Origin of the sequence: Streptomyces sp. NPDC001401, from assembly GCF_042895385.1 — a bacterium.
Classification (GTDB): Bacteria; Actinomycetota; Actinomycetes; order Streptomycetales; family Streptomycetaceae; genus Streptomyces.
Genome location: NZ_JBIAWI010000004.1, coordinates 400,482 through 420,395, shown reverse-complemented (window position 1 = coordinate 420,395; position 19,914 = coordinate 400,482). Strand labels below are relative to the sequence as shown.

At 69.4% G+C, this 19,914-nt stretch carries 17 protein-coding genes and 1 pseudogene; 12 read left to right on the top strand and 6 right to left on the bottom strand.

Annotated elements, in window-relative coordinates; all coding sequences use genetic code 11:
- Positions 1-2: 2 nt before the first annotated feature.
- Entirely contained in the window at positions 3-317 is a 315-nt protein-coding gene (locus ACFY10_RS17210) for a hypothetical protein (protein WP_390665945.1), read from the bottom strand.
- Between the two features lie 109 nt (positions 318-426).
- Here ACFY10_RS17210 and ACFY10_RS17205 point away from each other — a divergent pair, with 109 nt between their 5' ends.
- The 6 genes from ACFY10_RS17205 to ACFY10_RS17180 all read left to right on the top strand — a co-directional run bounded on the left by ACFY10_RS17205 (position 427) and on the right by ACFY10_RS17180 (position 9,155).
- The gene (locus ACFY10_RS17205) at positions 427-780 is read left to right on the top strand and encodes a hypothetical protein (protein WP_390665944.1); all 354 of its coding nucleotides are present in this window, start codon (positions 427-429) and stop codon (positions 778-780) included.
- 215 nt (positions 781-995) lie between these two features.
- Complete coding sequence (locus ACFY10_RS17200; RefSeq protein ID WP_390665943.1) at positions 996-2,261, top strand: Ig-like domain-containing protein; 1,266 nt, start codon at positions 996-998, stop codon at positions 2,259-2,261.
- 147 nt (positions 2,262-2,408) lie between these two features.
- On the top strand, positions 2,409-3,869 hold the full coding sequence (locus tag ACFY10_RS17195; protein ID WP_390665942.1) for an ABC transporter permease: 1,461 nt from the start codon (positions 2,409-2,411) through the stop codon (positions 3,867-3,869).
- 245 nt (positions 3,870-4,114) lie between these two features.
- Complete coding sequence (locus ACFY10_RS17190; protein WP_390665941.1) at positions 4,115-4,798, top strand: ABC transporter ATP-binding protein; 684 nt, start codon at positions 4,115-4,117, stop codon at positions 4,796-4,798.
- 272 nt (positions 4,799-5,070) lie between these two features.
- Entirely contained in the window at positions 5,071-8,304 is a 3,234-nt protein-coding gene (locus ACFY10_RS17185; RefSeq protein ID WP_390665940.1) for a S8 family peptidase, read from the top strand.
- 80 nt (positions 8,305-8,384) lie between these two features.
- Positions 8,385-9,155 (top strand): group II truncated hemoglobin, encoded by a 771-nt coding sequence (locus tag ACFY10_RS17180; protein ID WP_390665939.1) that lies wholly within the window; start codon positions 8,385-8,387, stop codon positions 9,153-9,155.
- Positions 9,156-9,305: 150 nt separating this feature from the next.
- Here ACFY10_RS17180 and ACFY10_RS17175 read toward each other — a convergent pair whose 3' ends face one another.
- Positions 9,306-10,217, bottom strand: coding sequence for a helix-turn-helix domain-containing protein (locus ACFY10_RS17175; protein WP_390665938.1), 912 nt, complete (start codon positions 10,215-10,217; stop codon positions 9,306-9,308).
- A 171-nt stretch (positions 10,218-10,388) separates the two neighbouring features.
- On the opposite strand from ACFY10_RS17175, the gene ACFY10_RS17170 reads away from it, so the two are divergent.
- Positions 10,389-11,429 (top strand): NAD(P)-dependent alcohol dehydrogenase, encoded by a 1,041-nt coding sequence (locus ACFY10_RS17170; RefSeq protein ID WP_390665937.1) that lies wholly within the window; start codon positions 10,389-10,391, stop codon positions 11,427-11,429.
- Between the two features lie 48 nt (positions 11,430-11,477).
- Here ACFY10_RS17170 and ACFY10_RS17165 read toward each other — a convergent pair.
- Positions 11,478-11,616, bottom strand: a pseudogene (locus tag ACFY10_RS17165) (iron chelate uptake ABC transporter family permease subunit); the annotation flags it as partial.
- Between the two features lie 148 nt (positions 11,617-11,764).
- Between ACFY10_RS17165 and ACFY10_RS17160 the strand changes: the two are divergent.
- A complete protein-coding gene (locus ACFY10_RS17160) occupies positions 11,765-12,148 on the top strand; it encodes a VOC family protein (RefSeq protein ID WP_390665936.1) in 384 nt (127 codons plus the stop codon).
- Positions 12,149-12,178: 30 nt separating this feature from the next.
- On the opposite strand, the gene ACFY10_RS17155 is transcribed toward ACFY10_RS17160, so the two are convergent.
- A complete protein-coding gene (locus tag ACFY10_RS17155) occupies positions 12,179-12,925 on the bottom strand; it encodes a Type 1 glutamine amidotransferase-like domain-containing protein (RefSeq protein WP_390665935.1) in 747 nt (248 codons plus the stop codon).
- Positions 12,926-13,101: 176 nt separating this feature from the next.
- Here ACFY10_RS17155 and ACFY10_RS17150 point away from each other — a divergent pair, with 176 nt between their 5' ends.
- The gene (locus tag ACFY10_RS17150; protein ID WP_390665934.1) at positions 13,102-13,863 is read left to right on the top strand and encodes an SDR family oxidoreductase; all 762 of its coding nucleotides are present in this window, start codon (positions 13,102-13,104) and stop codon (positions 13,861-13,863) included.
- 55 nt (positions 13,864-13,918) lie between these two features.
- Here ACFY10_RS17150 and ACFY10_RS17145 read toward each other — a convergent pair whose 3' ends face one another.
- A complete protein-coding gene (locus ACFY10_RS17145; RefSeq protein WP_390665933.1) occupies positions 13,919-15,025 on the bottom strand; it encodes a serine hydrolase domain-containing protein in 1,107 nt (368 codons plus the stop codon).
- Between the two features lie 173 nt (positions 15,026-15,198).
- On the opposite strand from ACFY10_RS17145, the gene ACFY10_RS17140 reads away from it, so the two are divergent.
- Together ACFY10_RS17140 and msrA are read left to right on the top strand one after the other, a co-directional pair.
- On the top strand, positions 15,199-16,656 hold the full coding sequence (locus ACFY10_RS17140) for an FG-GAP-like repeat-containing protein (RefSeq protein WP_390665932.1): 1,458 nt from the start codon (positions 15,199-15,201) through the stop codon (positions 16,654-16,656).
- A gap of 124 nt (positions 16,657-16,780) precedes the next feature.
- Positions 16,781-17,293, top strand: a complete 513-nt coding sequence (msrA, locus tag ACFY10_RS17135) for a peptide-methionine (S)-S-oxide reductase MsrA (protein ID WP_384159226.1) — start codon at positions 16,781-16,783, stop codon at positions 17,291-17,293.
- 40 nt (positions 17,294-17,333) lie between these two features.
- Here the strand turns inward: msrA and ACFY10_RS17130 are convergent, their stop codons facing one another.
- Positions 17,334-18,452, bottom strand: coding sequence for a hypothetical protein (locus ACFY10_RS17130; RefSeq protein ID WP_390665931.1), 1,119 nt, complete (start codon positions 18,450-18,452; stop codon positions 17,334-17,336).
- 163 nt (positions 18,453-18,615) lie between these two features.
- Between ACFY10_RS17130 and ACFY10_RS17125 the strand changes: the two genes are divergently transcribed.
- A complete protein-coding gene (locus ACFY10_RS17125; protein ID WP_390665930.1) occupies positions 18,616-19,770 on the top strand; it encodes a cystathionine gamma-synthase in 1,155 nt (384 codons plus the stop codon).
- Positions 19,771-19,914 lie beyond the last annotated feature (144 nt).

The following is a 19,914-nucleotide window of genomic DNA, read 5'->3' as shown; positions in this document are numbered from 1 at the left end:
CGTCAGAAACCGAGGCGTTCCCGGCGCACCGAATACGTCACGAACCCGGCGCCGATCCCGAGGAAGAGGGTGCCGCCGATGACGTAGGGAGTGGTGTCGGGGCTTCCCGTGTCGGCGAGTTGGGTCTGGGTGCCGGAGGTGTCCGTCGTCTCCGAGACGGCCCGCGCCTGCGCTGTGACCTGCGACGCCGGGGTCGCCGAGGACGCTGTTCTCGCCGGTTCTTCCCCGGTCGCCTTGGCGGAGGGAACGAACCACAGGGCGCACAGGACGGTGCCTGCGGCGGTGGCGGTCAGCAACGGACGACGAGCGGATGACACGGAATATCGATCCCCTTGTGGCGCTGGCGAATTGGCCGTGTGGAGCGATGTTAGTGAAAGGCGCGGGTCACAGGAAAGTCACGGGAGCCCTGGGCCTTACGCTCCGGGCATGAACACTGAAGAGACATCACGTTTTGTCCGCCTCCGGGTGGAACTCGTCCTCGAAGTCGAGGACTCCGGCGCGGTGACCAAGGCGGCGCTGCGGCGCCTCGCCGAGGACACCGACCTGCCGTCCGACGAGCGGGTGCACGCCGAGGGCGCTGTGACGGAAGACACGGCGGAGGCCCTCGCGTATCTCGTCGACCCGTTCGACCTGGTGAGCGAGGTGCCGGGGGTCGAACTCGCGCAGGCCTCCTGGTCGAGCGAGCCCATCGACTACGACCCCGATTCGCCGGACTGGGACCTGGACGAGGATGATGTCGACGAAGACGACGAACACGAGGGGGCCGACGGCGTCTCCTGAGCGGCTTGGGAAAATCGTGACCCCGGCCGGCAACTGCCGTCCGGGGTTTCTTCGTCTCAAGCCGCGCACTGGCCGACATCTGCACCATCGGCACCACCCGCCCCGGCGGACGTGGCGTGCCCCACACCTACGGGATATGTGGAACGGGACGAACCGGTCGTAGCGTTGAAGTTCGTTAACGGGGACTCTCGGGGTTTTTTGGGGATACGGCAACGATGGAGAAGCGTGTGATGACGAACAGTAAGCGGCGCAAGGGCCTGGCGGCCGCGTCCGCACTGCTCGGCGGGGTTCTGGTGCTCTCGGCCTGTTCCGGCGGCAGCGACAGCAAGGCCTCCGGCGGGAACAACGACACCTCGCAGGCCAAGGCCGACGAGGCGGCGGCCAAGAAGGCGTCCGAGGCCGATATCAAGATCACGCCCAAGGACGGCTCCGACAACGCCTCCATCAACAACTCCGCGGCGGTCACCGTCAGCAAGGGCACGCTCACGGGCGTGACCATGACGACCGAGAGCGGTACCGCCGTCGCCGGCACGCTCTCCGCCGACAAGACCAGCTGGAAGCCGAACGCCCAGCTGGAGCGGTCGACCACCTACAAGGTCGCAGCGGCCGCCAAGGACTCCGCCGGCCGCGTCGCGCACGAGAACGCCTCCTTCACCACGGTCGCCCCGGCCCACAGCTTCATAGGCAGCTTCACGCCGGAGGACGGTTCCACCGTCGGCGTGGGCATGCCGGTGTCGATCAACTTCGACAAGGCGATCACCAACAAGGCCGCCGTCCAGAAGGGCATCACGGTCTCCTCCAGCAGCGGCCAGGAGGTCGTCGGACACTGGTTCGGCGCCAACCGCCTCGACTTCCGCCCCCAGGACTACTGGAAGGAGAACTCCACCGTCACGCTGAAGCTCGCGCTCGACGGTGTCGAGGGCTCCTCCGGTCTCTACGGCGTGCAGCAGAAGACGGTCACCTTCCACATCGGCCGCAACCAGGTCTCGTACGTCGACGCGAAGACCAAGCAGATGAAGGTCACGCAGGACGGCAAGACGATCAAGACCATCCCGATCTCGTCCGGTTCACCGGAGCACAAGACGTACAACGGCGTCATGGTGATGTCCGAGAAGTACAAGCAGACGCGCATGAACGGCACGACCGTGGGCTTCACGGACAACGACGGCAAGGCCGAGTACGACATCAAGGACGTGCCGCACGCCATCCGGCTCACCAACTCCGGCACCTTCCTGCACGGCAACTACTGGGGTGCGAAGTCCATCTTCGGCTCCGTGAACACCAGCCACGGCTGTGTGGGCCTGTCGGACACCAAGGGTGCCAACGACACCGGCACGCCGGCCTACTGGATGTACACCCACTCGATCATCGGTGACGTCGTGGTCATCTCCAACACCGGCGACAAGACGGTCCAGCCGGACAACGGCCTCAACGGCTGGAACCTCAGCTGGGCGGACTGGAAGGCCGGTTCGGCCGTCTGACCGCCGGCAAACTCACAGCTTTCCGATGCCGCCCCCAGGGGCGGCAGCGGTGTTTCTTGGGCCTTTCCGGGCGTGCGCACAGCCTTCTCATGCATCTCTTATGTCGGCCTTATCGAGTCATCACGGGGCGTCCCTAGCTTGCGGCGCATGTTCTTCACCTACCTGAGGCGCGAACTGCGCCGCCGCAGAAAGGCGGCCCTCGTCGTCGCCTCCGGTCTTGCCCTGGGCATCGCGCTCGTCATCGTCGTCAGCTCCGTGTCGTCCGGCATGGGCAGGGCGCAGGACAAGGTCCTCCAGTCGCTCTACGGGCTGGGTACGGACATGACGGTCACCAAGGCCGCGACGCCGACGGCGAGCAACTCGCAGCGTCCGCGCTTCCAGTTCGACGCGCGCAACAACGGAGACGACTCGACGCAGAGCAGCGACCGGGTCATGGTCCAGGGCTTCACGACCCTGGCCTCCTCGACCGTCACCAAGGTCGGCGGCCAGAAGGGCGTCTCGTCCGCGGTGGGCGGGCTGAGCCTCAACGTGGTCAAGGTCAACGGGCAGTTCACCCGCGGGCAGTTCCAGCAGAACCAGAACTCCGGGGGCAGCCAGGGCGGTCGTGGCGCGGCAGGCGGCACCGGGCAGCCGCAGGGCGAAGTGCAGGGCGGCGGCGCCAACTTCGACATCAACCAGTACACGGTGTACGGCACCGACGTCACGAAGACCGCGCTCGGCCCGCTGACCTCGTCGAAGATCACCAGCGGCCGTACCTTCAAGACGAGCGAGACGAACGCCAAGGTCGTCGTGGCCGACTCCGCGTACGCCAAGGAGAAGAAGTACAAGGTCGGTTCGACCGTCACCATCAAGAGCGTCAAGTACAAGGTGATCGGTATCGCGACCGCGGACAGCGGTGACGCGGCGGCCAACCTGTACATCCCGCTGCAGCAGGCGCAGACGCTGGCCGGCGAGAAGAACAAGGTCACCACCGTCTACGTCAAGGCGACCGACTCCCAGCAGATCGACTCCGTGAAGTCGACCATCCAGAAGAACGTCTCGGGTACGACGGTCACGACGTCCACCGACCTTGCGAAGACGGTCTCCGGGTCGCTGTCCACGGCGTCGTCCCTCGCCACCAACGTCGGCAAGTGGCTGTCGATCGCCGTGCTGGTGGCGGCGTTCCTGGTGGCGGGTCTGCTGACGTCTTCGGCCGTCTCGCGGCGGGTGCGGGAGTTCGGCACGCTGAAGGCGCTGGGGTGGAAGTCGGGGCGGGTGACCCGGCAGGTCGTCGGCGAGGCCGTCGTCAACGGTCTGGTGGGCGGGGCCCTGGGGATCGCGCTCGGTCTCGCGGGTGCGTACGTCGTCACTGCCATCAGCCCTACGCTGCAGGCGCAGTTGGGCGGTGGGGGCGGCAACGCGGGTGGCCCTGGTGGGGGCGGAGGCTTCGGCGGGCCCGGCCGCCAGGCGGCGAAGACGCTTGAGGTTGCGCTGACTGCGCCGGTGAGTGTGACGACCATTGCGCTGGCGGTTGTTCTCGCGGTGGCCGGCGGTCTGATTGCCGGTGCCTTTGGCGGCTGGCGGGCGTCGCGACTGCGTCCGGCTGATGCGCTGAGGCGCGTCGAGTAGCTGATGTCGGCTGGGGCTCAGGGGTGGGTGTCGCTCGCCCGCGCTTGCGGGGTGCCGCTGCGCCCACCCGTGCCGCCCCTAGCGGCACGACTGCCCGCAGCTAGGGCGGCTGCGGCAGCTACGCAGCTTTTAAGGGGCGCGGGGCTGTATCGATATGCGGCTCCGCCGCGTGAGCGCGACCAGCCCCCACTCACCCGCAGCCAACCACGACGCGTACCACCCCCGAACCCTCCCAGGAGACCACCATGTACGAACTCAGAAACGTCACCAAGCGCTACACCCGAGGCAAGGACACAGTCGACGCCCTCGACGGAGTCGACCTCGCCATCGCCGACGGCGACCGTCTCGTCATCCAGGGCCCCACCGGCGGCGGCAAGTCCACCCTCCTCCAGATGCTCGGCGGTCTCGACCGCCCCACCTCAGGTGAAGTCGTCCTCGACGGCACAGACTTGGCCAAGCTCTCCGAAGCCAGACTCACAAAGGTCCGCAGCGAGAACATCGGCTTCGTCTTCCAGTCCTTCAACCTCATCCCGACGCTCACCGCCCAGGAGAACGTCGAGACCGCCCTCGTACCCCTCGGGGTGAAGACCAAGGAGCGACGGGGGCGGGCAGCCGAGGCGCTGACCTCGGTCGGTCTCGGCGAGCGGCTGGGACACCTCCCCGGCGAGATGTCCGGAGGACAGCAGCAGCGCGTGGCCATAGCCAGAGCACTCGTCAAGCAGCCGAAGGTACTGCTCGCCGACGAACCCACCGGAAATCTCGACGAGTCGATGCGCGACGAGATCATGGAGGTGCTGGAGCGGATGTGGAAGGAGCTGGGGCTGACGTTCATCATGGTCACCCACGACTCCGCGATCGCGAAGAAGGCCCCGCGGCTGGCGACGATCCGCAAGGGCAAGCTCACCGTCAAGGAGAACGCGGGCGCGTAACTGCGCGGAACGGTAACGGCCTTGGGGCGAGCCCGTAACAGTCCTCCGTCTCGTCTCTTACCTTCTTCTCATCTCTTGAGGTGCCTGATCACCCCCCGGCATACTGCGTGTCCCGGGGGGTGCACGCGTTCATGTGTGCGGGACCGCCCCCGGCCGGGTGACAGGGGAAAACGCCCGGTACTTCATCTCCAGGGGGAGACTTGCGCAGACAAGTGAAAAGAGCATGCGCGGCAACCGTTGCCACGGCTGCCGCCGTGGCCCTGGCGGCGGGCATGACCAGCCCGGCGTCCGCGAAGGCGGAGCAGTCGTCGACTGCTTCGCAGACTCAGCTCACGTCCAAGCACCGCATCACCCTGATCACCGGCGACCGTGTGATCGTCGACGCCAAGGGCCGTGTCGTCGGCCTGGAGCGGGCTAAGGGGCGCGAGCACATACCCGTTCAGTTCCGCAAGGCCGGCGGGCACACGCTCGTGGTGCCGGCGGACGCGGCCCGGCTGGTCGCCACCGGCAAACTCGACCAGCGGCTGTTCGACGTCACCGAGCTCAACAAGTCCGCGACCCGCAGGTCCCAGGCCAAGGGCCTGAAGGTCATCGTCGGCTACCAGGGCGCGGCAACCGGCGCGAAGGCCGACGTCCGGGACGCGGGCACTGTCCGCCGTACTCTCAAGTCCCTCAACGCGGACGCCGTTCAGACCCCTCAGAAGGAGACGCCCGAGCTGTGGGACGCCGTCACCAACGGTGACCGGACCGCCTCCGGCATCGCGCACGTCTGGCTCGACGGCACCCGCAGGGCCAGCCTCGACAAGTCCGTCCCGCAGATCGGCGCACCGAAGGCGTGGGCCGCCGGCTACGACGGCAAGGGCGTCAAGATCGCCGTACTGGACACGGGAGTCGACGCCACTCACCCGGACCTGAAGACCCAGGTCATCGAGTCCAAGAACTTCTCCACCGCCGCCGACGCCACCGACCACTTCGGCCACGGCACGCACGTCGCGTCCATCGCGGCGGGCACCGGCGCCAAGTCGCACGGCAAGTACAAGGGCGTCGCGCCCGGCGCCAAGATCCTCAACGGCAAGGTCCTCGACGACACCGGCTCCGGTGACGACTCCGGGATCCTCGCCGGCATGGAGTGGGCGGCCGAGCAGGGCGCCGACGTCGTCAACCTGAGCCTCGGCGCCCAGGACGCGCCTGGTATCGACCCGCTCGAGGCCGAGGTCAACAAGCTGTCCGAGGAGAAGGGCGTCCTGTTCGCGATCGCCGCGGGCAACTCCGGCCCGGAGTCGGTCGGTTCGCCCGGCAGCGCCGAGGACGCGCTCACCGTCGGCGCGGTCGACGACAAGGACAAGCTGGCCGACTTCTCCTCGACCGGCCCGACCGTCGACGGCGCCATCAAGCCGGATGTCACCGCCCCCGGCGTGGACATCACGGCCGCCGCGGCCAAGGGCAGCGTCATCGACCAGGAGGTCGGCGAGAACCCGCCCGGCTACCTGACGATTTCGGGTACGTCGATGGCGACCCCGCATGTCGCGGGCGCCGCGGCGATCCTGAAGCAGGAGCACCCGGACTGGAAGTTCTCCGAGCTCAAGGGCGCGCTGACCGGTTCCGCGAAGGGCGGCAAGTACTCGGCGTTCCAGCAGGGCGCGGGCCGTATCGCCGTCGACAAGGCCATCAAGCAGACGGTGATCGCCGACCCGGTGTCGGTGGGCTTCGGTGTGCAGCAGTGGCCGCACACGGACGACAAGCCGGTCACCAAGCAGGTCACGTACCGCAACCTCGGTACGAAGGACGTCACGCTGAACCTGGCCGCGGCGGGCACGAACCCCAAGGGCCAGGCGGCTCCGGCCGGCTTCTTCAAGCTCGGCGCGACGAAGGTGACCGTCCCGGCGGGCGGCAAGGCCTCCGTGAACCTGACGGTCAACACCAAGCTGGGCGGCACGCTCGACGGCGCGTACTCCGCGTACGTGACGGCGACGGGCGGCGGCCAGAGCGTGCGGACGGCCGCGGGCGTACAGCGCGAGATCCAGTCGTACAGCGTCACGTTCAAGCACATCGACCGTGACGGGAAGCCGACCGGCAACTACAACGACATCCTGCTCGGCTACTCGGGCCTGGCCAACGGCCGCCTCTACCCGGTGACCGTCTCGGACTCCGGTACGACGACGATGCGCCTGCCCAAGGGCACCTACCTGCTGGACGCCTGGATCGCCAAGGACTTCGTGAAGTTCGAGGGCGGTCTCGACTGGGTGGTCCAGCCCAAGCTGAGCGTCACCAAGAACACCACGGTGACGATCGACGCCCGTAAGACCAAGGCGGCCGACATCACGGTGCCGGACGCGTCGGCCAAGCCGGTGTCCGCGTCGGTCGACTACCTCTACGGGCCTGTGGGAATCCCCCTCGGGTTCAGCACGGACTCCTTCGCGAACATCCGCATGGCAGCGCTCGGCCCCGACGTCTCCACCGGCCTGAGCCAGACCTGGAGCGGGCAGTGGGCCAAGGGAGACGACGCCGAGTACGACGTGGCGACCACCGCCAAGGTCAAGCACGTTGTCGGCGACAAGCTCCGCCACTTCAAGGCGGGCGAGCTCGCCACGGTGAAGAACAACCTCGGTTCGGGAGCCCCCGGAAAGACCGGCGCCCTTCTGCCCGTGGGGGTGTTCCCCGAGGACGTCGTCTTCGCGGGCGGCGTGGAGCAGAAGCTGCCGGGCACCCGCACCCTGTACCTCTCGACCTCCGACAAGATCCAGTGGACGTGGGACTTCGAGCAGTACAAGGGCCATGACGCGGACGGTCTCCCGATCCCGGAGGCGTTCTACACGCTCGGCGACCCGCAGACCTTCAAGGCGGGCCAGACGTACACGAAGACCTTCAACACGGCGGTCTTCGGCCCGCACCTGAACACGTACTTCGGGATCTTCCGCGACGGCAACAGCATCTACGGCTCCCTGCCGCTGTTCACCGACGGGGCAGGGCACACGGGCTTCTCGGACTTCACAGCGGTCACCACGACCCTGTACCGCAACGGCACCAAGGTCGGCTCCAACGACGACCCGCTGTTCGGCGCCAAGGAGTTCAAGGTCCCATCGGGCGAGGCCGACTACAAGCTGACCACGTCCGTGAAGCGCAGCGTCAAGGTCGCGGAGGCCTCCACCCGCATCGACGCGAGCTGGACGTTCCGCTCGAAGAAGCCGTCCGACATGGCCACACTGCCCGCGTCCACGGTCCGCTTCCACGCGGCCACGGGCCTGGACAACAAGGTGGAGGCCGGCAAGACGGTCTCCATCCCGGTCACCGTCGAGGGCTCCGCCAAGGGCGCAAACCTCAAGTCGCTGTCGGTGTACGTGTCGTACGACTACGGCCAGACCTGGAAGCAGGTCGACGTCGTGGGCGGCAAGATCAAGGTGAAGAACCCGGAGAAGGGACAGGCCATCTCCTTCCACGCCAAGATCACCGACAAGAAGAACAACAAGTCGACGATCTCGATCTACAACGCGTACTACGCGAAGTGAGCCGCAGGTTCGCTGAGCGCTGAGTGAACCGCCCGCCGGAAGTACAGCTTCCGGCGGGCGGTTCGTGTTTCCGTGGGCCCATGACCACACAGACCGTCGAGTACATCCGCTACCGCATCCCGGAAGACCGCTCGGCGGAGTTCCTCGCCGCCTACACCCGCGCCGCGGTCCAACTGGCGGCGGCCCCGCAGTGCGTGGACTACGAACTCGCGCGGTGCGAGGAGGACTTCGAGCACTACGTCCTGCGCATCACCTGGACGTCGACCGAGGACCACGTGGAGGGCTTCCGCAAGTCGGAGCTGTTTACCGACTTCCTCGCGGAGATCCGCCCGTACGTGGAGAACATCGAGGAGATGCGCCACTACAAGCCGACGACGGTACGGGGTACGGGGTCCTCGGTGCCGACGCTCTACGACTGGGCGGGCGGGGGCGAGGCCTTCTCGCGGCTGACGTCCGTCTTCTACGACAAGGTGCTGAAGGACGACCTGCTGGCCCCCCTCTTCGCCGACCTGGCCCCCGACCATGCCGAGCATGTCGCCCTCTGGCTCGGCGAGGTCTTCGGCGGCCCGCACACCTACTCCCTCACCCAGGGCGGCCACGGCCACATGGTCGCCAAACACTTCGGCAAGCACATCACCGAGCCACAGCGCCGCCGCTGGGTGAACCTGATCCAGGACGCGGCGGACGAGGCAGGGCTGCCGACGGATGCCGAGTTCCGGTCGGCGTTCCTGGCGTATGTGGAGTGGGGGACGAGGCTCGCCGTGTACTTCTCGAGCCCGGACGCGAAGCTGCCGGCGGAGCAGCCGGTGCCGCGGTGGGGGTGGGGGATGATGCCGCCGTATCGGGGATGAAGGACTTTCGTATCGGGGTTGAGGGACTTTTCTCGGCGCCGGTCACGGCATCTCCGCCCGTCCGGCGTTTGAGGACGAGGCCGTTCAGGCCGAAGCGGGGGTCTGGGGGCGGCAGCCCCCAGGGGCGGTCGCACCCACGCCGGGTGCCGCTCAACCCGACGGTGCCGAATGCCCCGCCCGCGTCGCGTCAGCGCCCCAGCTCGCCAGCAACCGCAACGCCTCCGCCGTGGAAGACCCCGGCTCGGCGTGGTACACGACCAGGCCCTGGTCGTTGCCGTCGGGCAGGGGGAACGACTCGAAGTTCAGGCTCAGGTCGCCGACCAGAGGATGCCGCAGGTGTTTGACGCCGTGGCCCTTCTCCTTGACGTCGTGCGTGGCCCACAGCCGCCTGAACTCCTCGCTCTTGACGGAGAGTTCACCGACCAGGGCCGACAGCCGGGGATCGTCCGGATAGCAGCCCGCCTGCATGCGCAGCAGGGCGACGATGTCGGACGCCTTCTCCTCCCAGGCCACGAACAGCTCGCGGTACGCGGGGTTCAGGAACACCAGCCGTGCCCAGTTCCGCTCCTGCGGCGCCAGCTCCCCCCAGTCGCCGAAGACGGCCGCGGCCATCCGGTTCCAGGCGAGGATGTCCGAGTAGCGGCCCCCGATGTACGCCGGCACCGAGTCCAACGTGTCCAGCAGCTGCAGCAGCGACCCCCGCACCTGCTGCGTCCGCGCGGCCGGCTTCTTCTTGTGCTGCTTCGGCTTCGCGAGGTGCGTGAGGTGCGCATGCTCGGCATCGGTCAGCCTTAGCGCCCGTGCGATGGAGTCGAGCACCTCCGCCGACACGTTCCGCCCGTTGCCCTGCTCCAGCCGCGTGTAGTACGCCACCGAGACACCCGCCAGCTGCGCCAGCTCCTCGCGGCGCAGCCCGGGCACCCGCCGGTGCCGGCCGAAGTCCGGCAGTCCCACGTCCTCCGGCTTCAGCCGGGCACGCCGGGTGCGCAGGAACTCGCTGAGCTCGGCACGCCGGTCCAGAGCCCCGGCGGGCTCGTGTACGGCATGGGGCTGTTCGTCCATACGTCCAGTATTCACGGTCGTACGCACACCATCCTGACCCCGCCAGTGGTAGGCACAGCGGACGTACGCAGAAGCGTGGGCTGGGTGAGGGCCATGCGGTCCGGCATGCTGAACGACATGCCCGGTCAGAAGGCAGCCGGGCGCATCACCACTGCTAGGAGACCCCTCGGCATGACCACTGTCGCCGCGTACGCCGCCCCCGCCGCGAAGGCTCCGCTGGAGCGCACCACCATTGAGCGCCGCGAGGTCGGTGAGTTCGACGTCCTGATCGACATCAAGTTCGCCGGTATCTGCCACTCCGACATCCACCAGGCGCGGGAGGGCTGGGGAGAGGCCATCTTCCCGATGGTCCCGGGCCACGAGATCGCCGGTGTCGTCGAGGCGGTCGGCTCGGGTGTGACCAAGTTCAAGGTCGGCGACCGGGTCGGCGTCGGGTGCCTCGTCGACTCCTGCCGCGAGTGCGAGAACTGCAAGGCCGGCCAGGAGCAGCACTGCACCGGCGGGAACGTCGGCACGTACAACTCCGTCGGCAAGGACGGCGAGCCCACCTACGGCGGCTACTCCGAGAAGGTCGTCGTCGACGAGAACTTCACCGTCCGCATCCCCGACGGCCTCTCCCTCGACGTGGCCGCTCCGCTGCTCTGCGCGGGCATCACCACGTACTCCCCGCTCAAGCACTGGGGTGCCGGCCCGGGCAAGAAGGTCGCCGTGATCGGCCTGGGCGGCCTCGGCCACATGGGCGTCAAGATCGCGCACGCGCTGGGCGCCGAGGTCACGGTCCTCTCCCAGTCCCTGCGCAAGAAGGACGACGGCCTGAAGCTGGGCGCCGACCACTACTACGCGACCAGCGACGAGAAGACCTTCCAGGAACTGGCGGGCACCTTCGACGTCATCCTCTCCACGGTCTCGGCACCGCTCGACTTCGGTGCGTACCTGAGCCTGCTGAAGACCGGCGGCGCGCTCGTGAACGTGGGCGCCCCCGAGGAGCCCATCGCGCTGAACCTCTTCTCGCTGATCGGCGGGAACAAGACCCTGGCCGGTTCGGCGATCGGCGGTATCGCCGAGACCCAGGAGATGCTCGACTTCTGCGCCGAGCACACCCTGGGTGCGGAAATCGAGCTGATCCGCGCGGACGAGATCAACGACGCCTACGAGCGGGTCGTGAACTCGGACGTCCGGTACCGCTTCGTGATCGACACGGCGACGATCTGACGCCGACCCCATGACCGAGGGCCCTGGAGCCGCACTGCTCCGGGGCCCTCATCGTGTCCCCGCACGCCTCCCGAGCAGCCACAGCAGATACGGCCCGCCGACGAGCGCGGTGAGCGCGCCGACCGGGATCTCCAGCGGGGGGGGGGAGCAGGGTGCGGGCGGCGAGATCGGCGGCGACGAGGACGAGCAGCCGACGAGCAGCCCTCCGGCGACGGTCGTGGCCAGCACGGCCTTCATTCCCACTGCACGCATAGCTGTTGCTCCGATCGCTCTCCTAAGGCAAGCCTTACCTTAGCTGTCCTCCGGAGTATGTTGGGAATGAGGAGGCCCACACGATGAACGTGCAGCTGAACCACACCATCGTCGCCGCGCACGACAAGAAGGCATCGGCCCAGTTCCTCGCCGACATCCTGGGACTGGAGGCGAGCCCGCCGTGGGGCCCCTTCGTCCCCCTCGAGATCCCGAACGGCGTGACCCTCGACTACATGGAGACATCCGGCGACATCACGCCGCAGCACTACGCGTTCCTGGTGTCCGAGGACGACTTCGACGCCATCTTCGCCCGCATCCAGGACGCAGGGCTGACCTACTGGGCGGACCCCTACCACCACCGCAGCGGCGAGATCAACCACAACGACGGCGGGCGGGGCGCGTACTTCGACGACCCCAACGGCCACAACCTGGAGATCATCACCAGGCCGTACGGCAGCGGGAGTTGACCGGGCGGTTCCCTCGGCGGGGACGTCGGTTCACTCGGCGGGGGCGTCGGGCACGGCGGGGATGAACTCACCGGCTCCGTAGGACCGTACGAGAACACTCCCGTCGACGGACGGTTGCACGGAATGCGCCCGCCCGAGCCCGGAGACCCGGGCGCGTCCGTCCGCGCCGACCTCCACCACCGTGTTCTCGTCGATGGCGACGCCGTGCGGGAGCCCGTGCTTCGTGACCGCGGCGATCATGCGCGGCAAGGTCCCCCACTGTGCGGCGTGGACATCCACGGCGAACGGCACCAGCCCGAGCCCGGCCCGCACCTCGACCTCCGCCAGGTCCTCGGCGGTGTCCTCGTGGCACACGGGAACGCCGTCGTCGAGCCACCCTCCGACGACAGCGTGCCGCGCGGCGACCGCGGCCCCGGCCGAGAAACCGGCGTACGGAATGCCCAACTCGGCGAGAGAGGACCGCAGTTGGTCCAGGCACCCCGCGAACGCCTCCTGATACGCGGGCGTCAGCCCACCACAGACCAGAACCCCGTCCAGGCCCGGCACAGCGCCGGGATCGAACGCCCCGCCGAGCGGCACGAGCAGCGGCACGGGGCTGCAGTCGGCGACCTTCCGCAATGCGGCGTCGTACCGGCCGAACTGCTCGCCGCCGTCCCCCTCGTCGAGCACGACGCAGCCGATGCGCGGCCCCGCGGCCGCCCGGAGGAACGGCCCGTAGACGGCACGCGCGGCCGCCGCGTCCCAGCCGCCGCCGATCAGGAACCCACGACTGCCCATCACTGCCCCCACATTCACCCCGCCCGCCTGTCACATCGCCGCGCCGCACGGCGTCAGAGCAGCGAAGGCACACCACGACAGATCACAGCACGACAGATCACAGCACGACAGATCACAAGACGGCAGACGCTACGGACTCCCGACTCCGGGCGCCACGAGTTTTGGAGCAGTGCATCATGACGACCCCCATCCTGGTCACCGGCGGTACAGGCACCCTGGGCAGCCACGTGGTCCCACTCCTGCAGGCGGCCGGCCGCGAGGTACGCGTGCTGAGCCGGAGGGCTCGTCCCGCCGCGGGCGGCGTCGAGTACGTCACCGGCGACCTCCTGAAGGGCGAGGGCATCGAGGCCGCCGTATCCGGTACGGAGACCGTCCTGCACCTCGCGGGCGGCCAGAAGGGCGACGACGTGGCGACCCGCAACCTGGTACGGGCGGCGCAGGCGTCGGGCGTACGCCACCTGATCTACATCTCGGTCATCGGCGCGGACCGCGTCCCGCTGGCCTGGCTGCGCACCAAGCTGGACTCGGAGCGGGCCATCGCGGACTCGGGCATCCCGTGGACGACGCTGCGCGCGGCCCAGTTCCACGACCTCGCCCTGACGATGGTGGAGAAGATGACCAAGCTCCCCGTCCTCCCGGCCCCGGGCGGCCTCCGCCTGCAGCCGGTCGACTCCCGTGAAGTCGCCGCCCGGCTGGTGGAGTCGGCCCTGGGTGAGCCTGCGGGCCTGGTCCCGGACATGGCGGGTCCGAAGCTCTACGACATCCCCGCCCTGGCCCGCCCGTACCTCGAACTCCGCGGCAGGCGCCCCCGTCCGAAGCTGCCCGTCCGTATCCCGGGGAAGGCGGGGCGGGCCTACCGGGCGGGGGAGAACCTCACGCTGGAGGGGGCGGAGGTCGGGAAGCGGACGTGGGAGGAGTTCCTGGCGGAGCGACTGTGATCCGTTCTGATCAGCTCCATCAGCTCCATCGGCTCCATCGGCTCCATTGGTTCCATTAAGCCCGCAGCCCCATGAGGCCGTCGTAGGCGGACATGACGATCTCCAACCCCCGGTTGTCGTCGGCCGGTTCGCGCATCTGGTTCGTCACGTACGCCACCACCATCCGGGCCTCGGGTTCGATCATCACCAGCGAGCCGCCCCAGCCGCCCCACCCGTAGGTGTTGCCGAACAGCCCGTAGCCCAGGCCCCAGCGGATCGGCATGCCCAGCACCCGGTCGTCGCCGCTGAACTGCTCCTCCCAGGCGCGGTCGCACCCCGCCCGGGACAGCAGCCGCACTCCGCCCACCGTCCCTCCGCAGGCCATCGCCGACTGCACGAGGGCGACCGAGCGGGCGTTGCCGAATCCGCTCGCCGCGGGGATCTGGGCACGGCGCCAGGCGACGCTGTTGGCGTCCCGGACCCGGATGGCAGTCCCGGCGGCGGGGGCCGAACCCCCGCCGGACGCACCCGCCGTGTACTCCTCGTCCCGTCCCGGCGGCGGCACCGCGAGCGCCACGCGCCGGTCGTGCTCGGCGGCCAGCCCGATGCGGAAGTCCGCGCCCAGCCGCCCGGCGATTTCGTCGGCGAAGAACTCGCCCACGCTCCGCCCGCTGACCCGCCACACCACCTCGCCCACGAGGAACCCCTGGGTGAGCGAGTGGTACCCGGCCGCGCTGCCCGGCTCCCACTGCGGAGCCTGCGCGACGAGCCGCGCCGTGGCGGACGGCCAGTCGTAGATCTCCTCGACCGGTCCGTCCCAGTCGGGCAGACCCGCGGTGTGCGAGAGCAGATGCCGGACCAGGACCCCCTCCTTGCCCGCCGCGGCGAACTCCGGCCAGTACCGGGCCACGGGCGCGTCCAGGTCGAGCTCGCCACGGTCGGCCAGGACGAGCGCGCACAGCGCCGTCATGGTCTTGGTGACGGAGAAGACGTTGACGATCGTGTCCCGTTCCCACGGGACGGTGCGCTGCGCGTCGGCGAACCCGCCCCACACGTCCACCACCGGCTCGCCGTCCACGAAGACGGCAACCGAACCGCCCGTGTCTCCGCCGTCCAGCAACTCCGCCAGCGCATTGGGCACTGCGGCGAACAGACCGTCGTACGAGCCCTGAATGTCAGCCATGCGTGGCATTAGCCCGCATCGGCATGCCGGGGGGCAACTGAATTTGCGGCCGTCCGCTTCTGCTCGTCCGCCGCAGGGTACGGAGGCACCGAAGCCTCTCCTTTCCCGTACAACCCTTCAGGCTCACCAGAGGTCGTCTCTGAGCCCGCACGCATGTCCTAGGAGAGGAATCCATGTCCCCGTCCCGTCACAAGCGCTCCCGGCGTCCCGTCGTGCTGGGCGCCACCGCCGTCGCGGCTGCCCTGGCCGGTGGCCTGCTCGTCACGCTGCCCGGTGGCGCGAGTGCCGCCGCGTCGGGCCTCGCCGATGACTTCAACGGTGACGGCTACCGCGATCTGGCGATCGGCGCCCCGGGTGCTGTCGCGGGCGGGAAGGCGAAGGCGGGCGCCGTGGTCGTCAACTACGGCTCGTCGAGCGGTATCAGCGCCGCGCGCCACAAGACCACGTCGCAGAGTTCCTCCGGTGTGCCGGGCGACTCGGAGACCTCCGACCGCTTCGGCACCGAACTCGCGCACGGCGACCTCAACAACGACGGCTACGGCGATCTCGTCGTGGGCACACCGCTGGAGGACGTCGGCGGCGACGTCGACGGCGGTTCGGTCACGATCCTGTGGGGCAGCTCGTCCGGCCTGTCGGGCGGCACGACGATCGGCGACCCGAACGCATCGGGCCACGACCGGTTCGGCCAGTCCCTCGCGGTCGGCGACTTCACCGGTGACGGGAAGGCCGACCTGGCGGTCGGTTCCACCGGCAAGGACGTGTGGATCTTCAAGGGCGGCTTCACCAAGTCCGGCGGCGCGGCCGGGAAGCTGCGCTTCGACGCGCAGATCGAGTCCGGCGCGTACCCCAGGGGCGCCGTCCAGCTGGCCGCCGGGGACTTCGACAACGACCGGGTGGACGACCTGGTGGTGGGGTCCTCAGCGGGCAACTTCGTCTACCGGGGCGCCTCGAGCGGGCCCACGCTGCAGACCGAGGCGGGCCCGGGGTACGCGGGCGCGCTCACGGTGGGTGACTTCGACCGCGACGGGCACGACGACCTGGTCGTCGGCACCGACTTCCTCGACATCTTCGACCAGACGGCCAAGGGCGGCTACGTCACCGTGTTCTACGGCGGTACGGCGGGCATCGACACCGCTCGCAGCGCCGCCTTCAGCCAGGACACCGCGGGTGTGCCGGGAGCGGACGAGTCCAACGACTCGTTCGGACGCGCACTCGCAGCGGGCGACGTCAACGGTGACGGCTACCCGGATCTCGCCGTCGGCGCGGACTTCGAGACCATCGGCTCCGCGGACCAGACAGGCAGCGTGTGGGTGCTGCGCGGCGGCGCCTCCGGCCTGACGGGGACCGGCGCCCAGTCCTTCAACCAGGGCACCGCGGGTGTCCCGGGCGCCAACGAGTCGTCGGACCTGTTCGGCATCGCCATCCACCTCGCCGACCACAACAAGGACGGCCACGCCGAGCTGTCGGTGGGCGCGGCCGGCGAGAACAGCGACGACGGCGCCGTGTGGGTCCTGCGCGGCTCCAACGGAGGCGTCACGACCACCGGCGCGGTGAGCTTCGGCGCGTCGTCCGTGGGCATCGGGAACTCGGGGGACGACCCGGCGTTCGGGGACACCATGTCCGGCTCCTGAGCACGTGGACAGGCAGCACGGAATCGCTTGGAACCCTGACGCGTTGCACAGTGGGCATGGGTTCCGGTGGTGTGCGAGCCGAGTAGCCCGAGCGACCGAGCTGACAGAAATTGGAGGGGCCGTAATGGCTGCGCAGACGCAGAGGGCCGTGCTGGCGGGCGGATGCTTCTGGGGGATGGAGGAGCTGATCCGGCGCCTTCCGGGGGTGACGGCGACCCGGGTCGGATACACCGGGGGTGACGTGCCGAACGCGACGTACCGCAACCACGGCACACACGCGGAGGCCATCGAGATCCTTTTCGACCCCGCGAAGACCGACTACCGCGCGCTCCTGGAGTTCTTCTTCCAGATCCACGACCCGAGCACCAAGAACCGCCAGGGCAACGACATCGGCCTCAGCTACCGCTCGGCGATCTACTACGTGGACGACGAGCAGAAGCGGATCGCCGAGGACACGATCGCGGATGTGGACGCCTCCGGACTGTGGCCGGGCAAGGTCGTCACCGAGGTGGAGCCGGTCGGCCCCTTCTGGGAGGCCGAGCCCGAGCACCAGGACTACCTGCAGCGCTACCCGGACGGCTACACCTGCCACTTCCCGCGCCCGGGATGGCGGCTGCCCGCCCGCGCGGAGGGCTGACCGCGACGCGGCCCGGCGGCGGGATCTCCCTTACGCCCGCTCAGTGCGGCAGCGTCGCCGGGCTCCCGCCGTTCGCCTCGTAGCCCGCCACGGCCAGCGCCCGGTAGACCGCGAACTCCGCCGCCGGGTCGGCGGACAGGGTCCAGGGGAGGGCCCCGACATGGCCGTCGATGTGTATGAGCTGGTTCATGGCCTCCGCCCAGCGCTCCGCGCGGACCAGGAAGAAGACCAGCAGATGGCGTACGTGCGCCAGCATCGGGTCGTCGGGGCGGGCCGAGTGGACGGCGTGCATCGCTCCGTGGATCGCCTTCGTCACGACCTCGCTCTGGTAGAAGCTGCTGACCAGGTTCACCTCGGGGAGGTGCTCGAAGACCGCGAACAGGGGCGTGGCGGCGAGGAGGGAACCCCGGGGTGCGCGCGCGGCCGCCGCTTCCGCGAAGGAGTTCGCCAGCTCGCGCGAGCCGTGCCACTTCTCGCACCAGTAGTGCAGGGCGGCCAGATGCGCGCCCATGTGGGCCGGGGCGCGATCGAGGATCTTCAGCCAGAGCTGCTCGAACTCCGGCTGGGGGTACGCCAGTCCGCGGGCCACCGACAGCTCGATGATGTACGGGACCGGGTCACCGGGGGCGAGCAGCGCCGCATCGCCGCACGCCGCCTTCGCCTCCTCCATGATGATCCGGAACTCGTCCGTGCCCGGCGTCGACGTCCGCCACGCCTGCTGGACCAGGAACTCCGCATGCACCGCCGCGCCGCCCGCGTCCTTGGGCTGCTCGGCCCGCCACACCCGCAGCCACTGCCCGCCCGGCGTCTCGCTGACTCCGCCGGGCCGCCGCTGCAGCTCCAGCGACGCCGCGCCCGCGAAGGCCTGCACGCGCTGCCAGCGCAGCTCGCCCTCCGCCTCCGTGCCGGCCAGCAGCTGCGAGGCCGCGCGGTGGTCCTGAGTGCGCTGCACCAGGTCCAGGACGTCCAGCAGGTCCTGGTCGGGGCCGGGCATGCGGACGTCCAGCTCCTCCTCCCGCACGAATCCGTAGTTCGCGGGGTCGGCGGCGTCCGGGTGGCCGGCCGGGACCTGCTCGATCATGCCCCGCCTGCGCCGCATGACCGGGAGCAGCACGAAGCCCAGCATGACGATCGCGATCAGGACCCAGAGAAATTCCATGCCACAAGCGTTCCAGACGCCGCTGACAATTGGCGAACCCGGGCGCCGGCCTGTGGAAAACTCCGGTGGCCCGCGGCCGGAAACCGAGGGAAAACCCGGCAGTACGGCCTTCCGCGCCCCGCCGTCCGACGCCCGCCGCGCGAGCGCACTACGCTCGGTACCCATGAGCGACAGGCACATCAGTCAGCACTTCGAGACCCTCGCGATCCACGTGGGCAACACCGCCGATCCCCTCACCGGCGCGGTCGTCCCGCCGATCTACCAGGTCTCGACCTACAAGCAGGACGGCGTCGGCGGCCTGCGCGGCGGCTACGAGTACAGCCGTAGCGCCAACCCCACCAGGACCGCCCTGGAAGAGAACCTCGCAGCCCTCGAGGGCGGCCGTCGCGGTCTTGCGTTCGCGTCCGGACTGGCGGCCGAGGACTGCCTGTTGCGTACGCTGCTCAGCCCCGGCGACCACGTGGTCATCCCCAACGACGCGTACGGCGGCACGTTCCGTCTGTTCGCGAAGGTCGTCGCCCGGTGGGGGGTGGAGTGGTCGGTCGCCGACACCAGCGATCCGTCCTCCGTACGGGCCGCCATCACCCCGAAGACCAAGGCCGTGTGGGTGGAGACCCCCTCCAACCCGCTGCTCGGCATCACCGACATCGCCGCGGTCGCCCAGATCGCGCGGGACGCGGGCGCGAAGCTCGTCGTCGACAACACCTTCGCCACGCCGTACCTGCAGCAGCCGCTGGCGCTCGGCGCGGACGTCGTCGTGCACTCACTGACCAAGTACATGGGCGGCCACTCCGACGTCGTCGGCGGTGCGCTGGTCGTCGCCGACGAGGGGCTCGGCGAGGAGCTGGCGTACCACCAGAACGCGATGGGCGCGGTCGCCGGGCCCTTCGACTCCTGGCTGGTGCTGCGGGGCGCCAAGACGCTGTCGGTGCGCATGGACCGGCACAGCGAGAACGCCACCAAGGTCGCCGACATGCTCACCCGGCACGCACGCGTGACGCGCGTCCTGTACCCGGGCCTGCCCGAGCACCCCGGCCACGAGGTCGCCGCCAAGCAGATGAAGGCGTTCGGCGGCATGGTCTCCTTCCAGGTCGAGGGCGGCGAGGAGGCGGCCGTCGAGGTCTGCAACCGTGCCAAGGTGTTCACGCTCGGCGAGTCCCTGGGCGGTGTCGAGTCGCTGATCGAGCACCCCGGGCGCATGACGCACGCGTCCGTGGCCGGCTCGGCCCTCGAGGTGCCCGCCGATCTCGTGCGCCTCTCCGTGGGCATCGAGAACGTCGACGACCTCCTGGAGGACCTGCAGCAGGCGCTCGGCTAGCCGACCGCAGTGCTCACACCGGGGTGGGGGGGGGGGGGGGGGCGCGCCGGGGGGGGCGGGGGGGGGGGCCACCCCCCGTAGGCGGGGGTTGGGTGGGGGGGGGGGGGGCCCCCCCCGGCGGGCGGGGAGGGGCCCACCCCGCCC

What these genes read in the sequence shown, in the direction of transcription:
- ACFY10_RS17205 (WP_390665944.1), top strand. Translation starts at nt 427, where the DNA reads ATGAACACTGAAGAGACATCACGTTTTGTCCGCCTCCGGGTGGAACTC.
- ACFY10_RS17200 (WP_390665943.1), top strand. Translation starts at nt 996, where the DNA reads ATGGAGAAGCGTGTGATGACGAACAGTAAGCGGCGCAAGGGCCTGGCG.
- ACFY10_RS17195 (WP_390665942.1), top strand. Translation starts at nt 2,409, where the DNA reads ATGTTCTTCACCTACCTGAGGCGCGAACTGCGCCGCCGCAGAAAGGCG.
- ACFY10_RS17190 (WP_390665941.1), top strand. Translation starts at nt 4,115, where the DNA reads ATGTACGAACTCAGAAACGTCACCAAGCGCTACACCCGAGGCAAGGAC.
- ACFY10_RS17185 (WP_390665940.1), top strand. Translation starts at nt 5,071, where the DNA reads ATGACCAGCCCGGCGTCCGCGAAGGCGGAGCAGTCGTCGACTGCTTCG.
- ACFY10_RS17180 (WP_390665939.1), top strand. Translation starts at nt 8,385, where the DNA reads ATGACCACACAGACCGTCGAGTACATCCGCTACCGCATCCCGGAAGAC.
- ACFY10_RS17175 (WP_390665938.1), bottom strand. Translation starts at nt 10,217, where the DNA reads ATGGACGAACAGCCCCATGCCGTACACGAGCCCGCCGGGGCTCTGGAC.
- ACFY10_RS17170 (WP_390665937.1), top strand. Translation starts at nt 10,389, where the DNA reads ATGACCACTGTCGCCGCGTACGCCGCCCCCGCCGCGAAGGCTCCGCTG.
- ACFY10_RS17160 (WP_390665936.1), top strand. Translation starts at nt 11,765, where the DNA reads ATGAACGTGCAGCTGAACCACACCATCGTCGCCGCGCACGACAAGAAG.
- ACFY10_RS17155 (WP_390665935.1), bottom strand. Translation starts at nt 12,925, where the DNA reads ATGGGCAGTCGTGGGTTCCTGATCGGCGGCGGCTGGGACGCGGCGGCC.
- ACFY10_RS17150 (WP_390665934.1), top strand. Translation starts at nt 13,102, where the DNA reads ATGACGACCCCCATCCTGGTCACCGGCGGTACAGGCACCCTGGGCAGC.
- ACFY10_RS17145 (WP_390665933.1), bottom strand. Translation starts at nt 15,025, where the DNA reads ATGGCTGACATTCAGGGCTCGTACGACGGTCTGTTCGCCGCAGTGCCC.
- ACFY10_RS17140 (WP_390665932.1), top strand. Translation starts at nt 15,199, where the DNA reads ATGTCCCCGTCCCGTCACAAGCGCTCCCGGCGTCCCGTCGTGCTGGGC.
- msrA (WP_384159226.1), top strand. Translation starts at nt 16,781, where the DNA reads ATGGCTGCGCAGACGCAGAGGGCCGTGCTGGCGGGCGGATGCTTCTGG.
- ACFY10_RS17130 (WP_390665931.1), bottom strand. Translation starts at nt 18,452, where the DNA reads ATGGAATTTCTCTGGGTCCTGATCGCGATCGTCATGCTGGGCTTCGTG.
- ACFY10_RS17125 (WP_390665930.1), top strand. Translation starts at nt 18,616, where the DNA reads ATGAGCGACAGGCACATCAGTCAGCACTTCGAGACCCTCGCGATCCAC.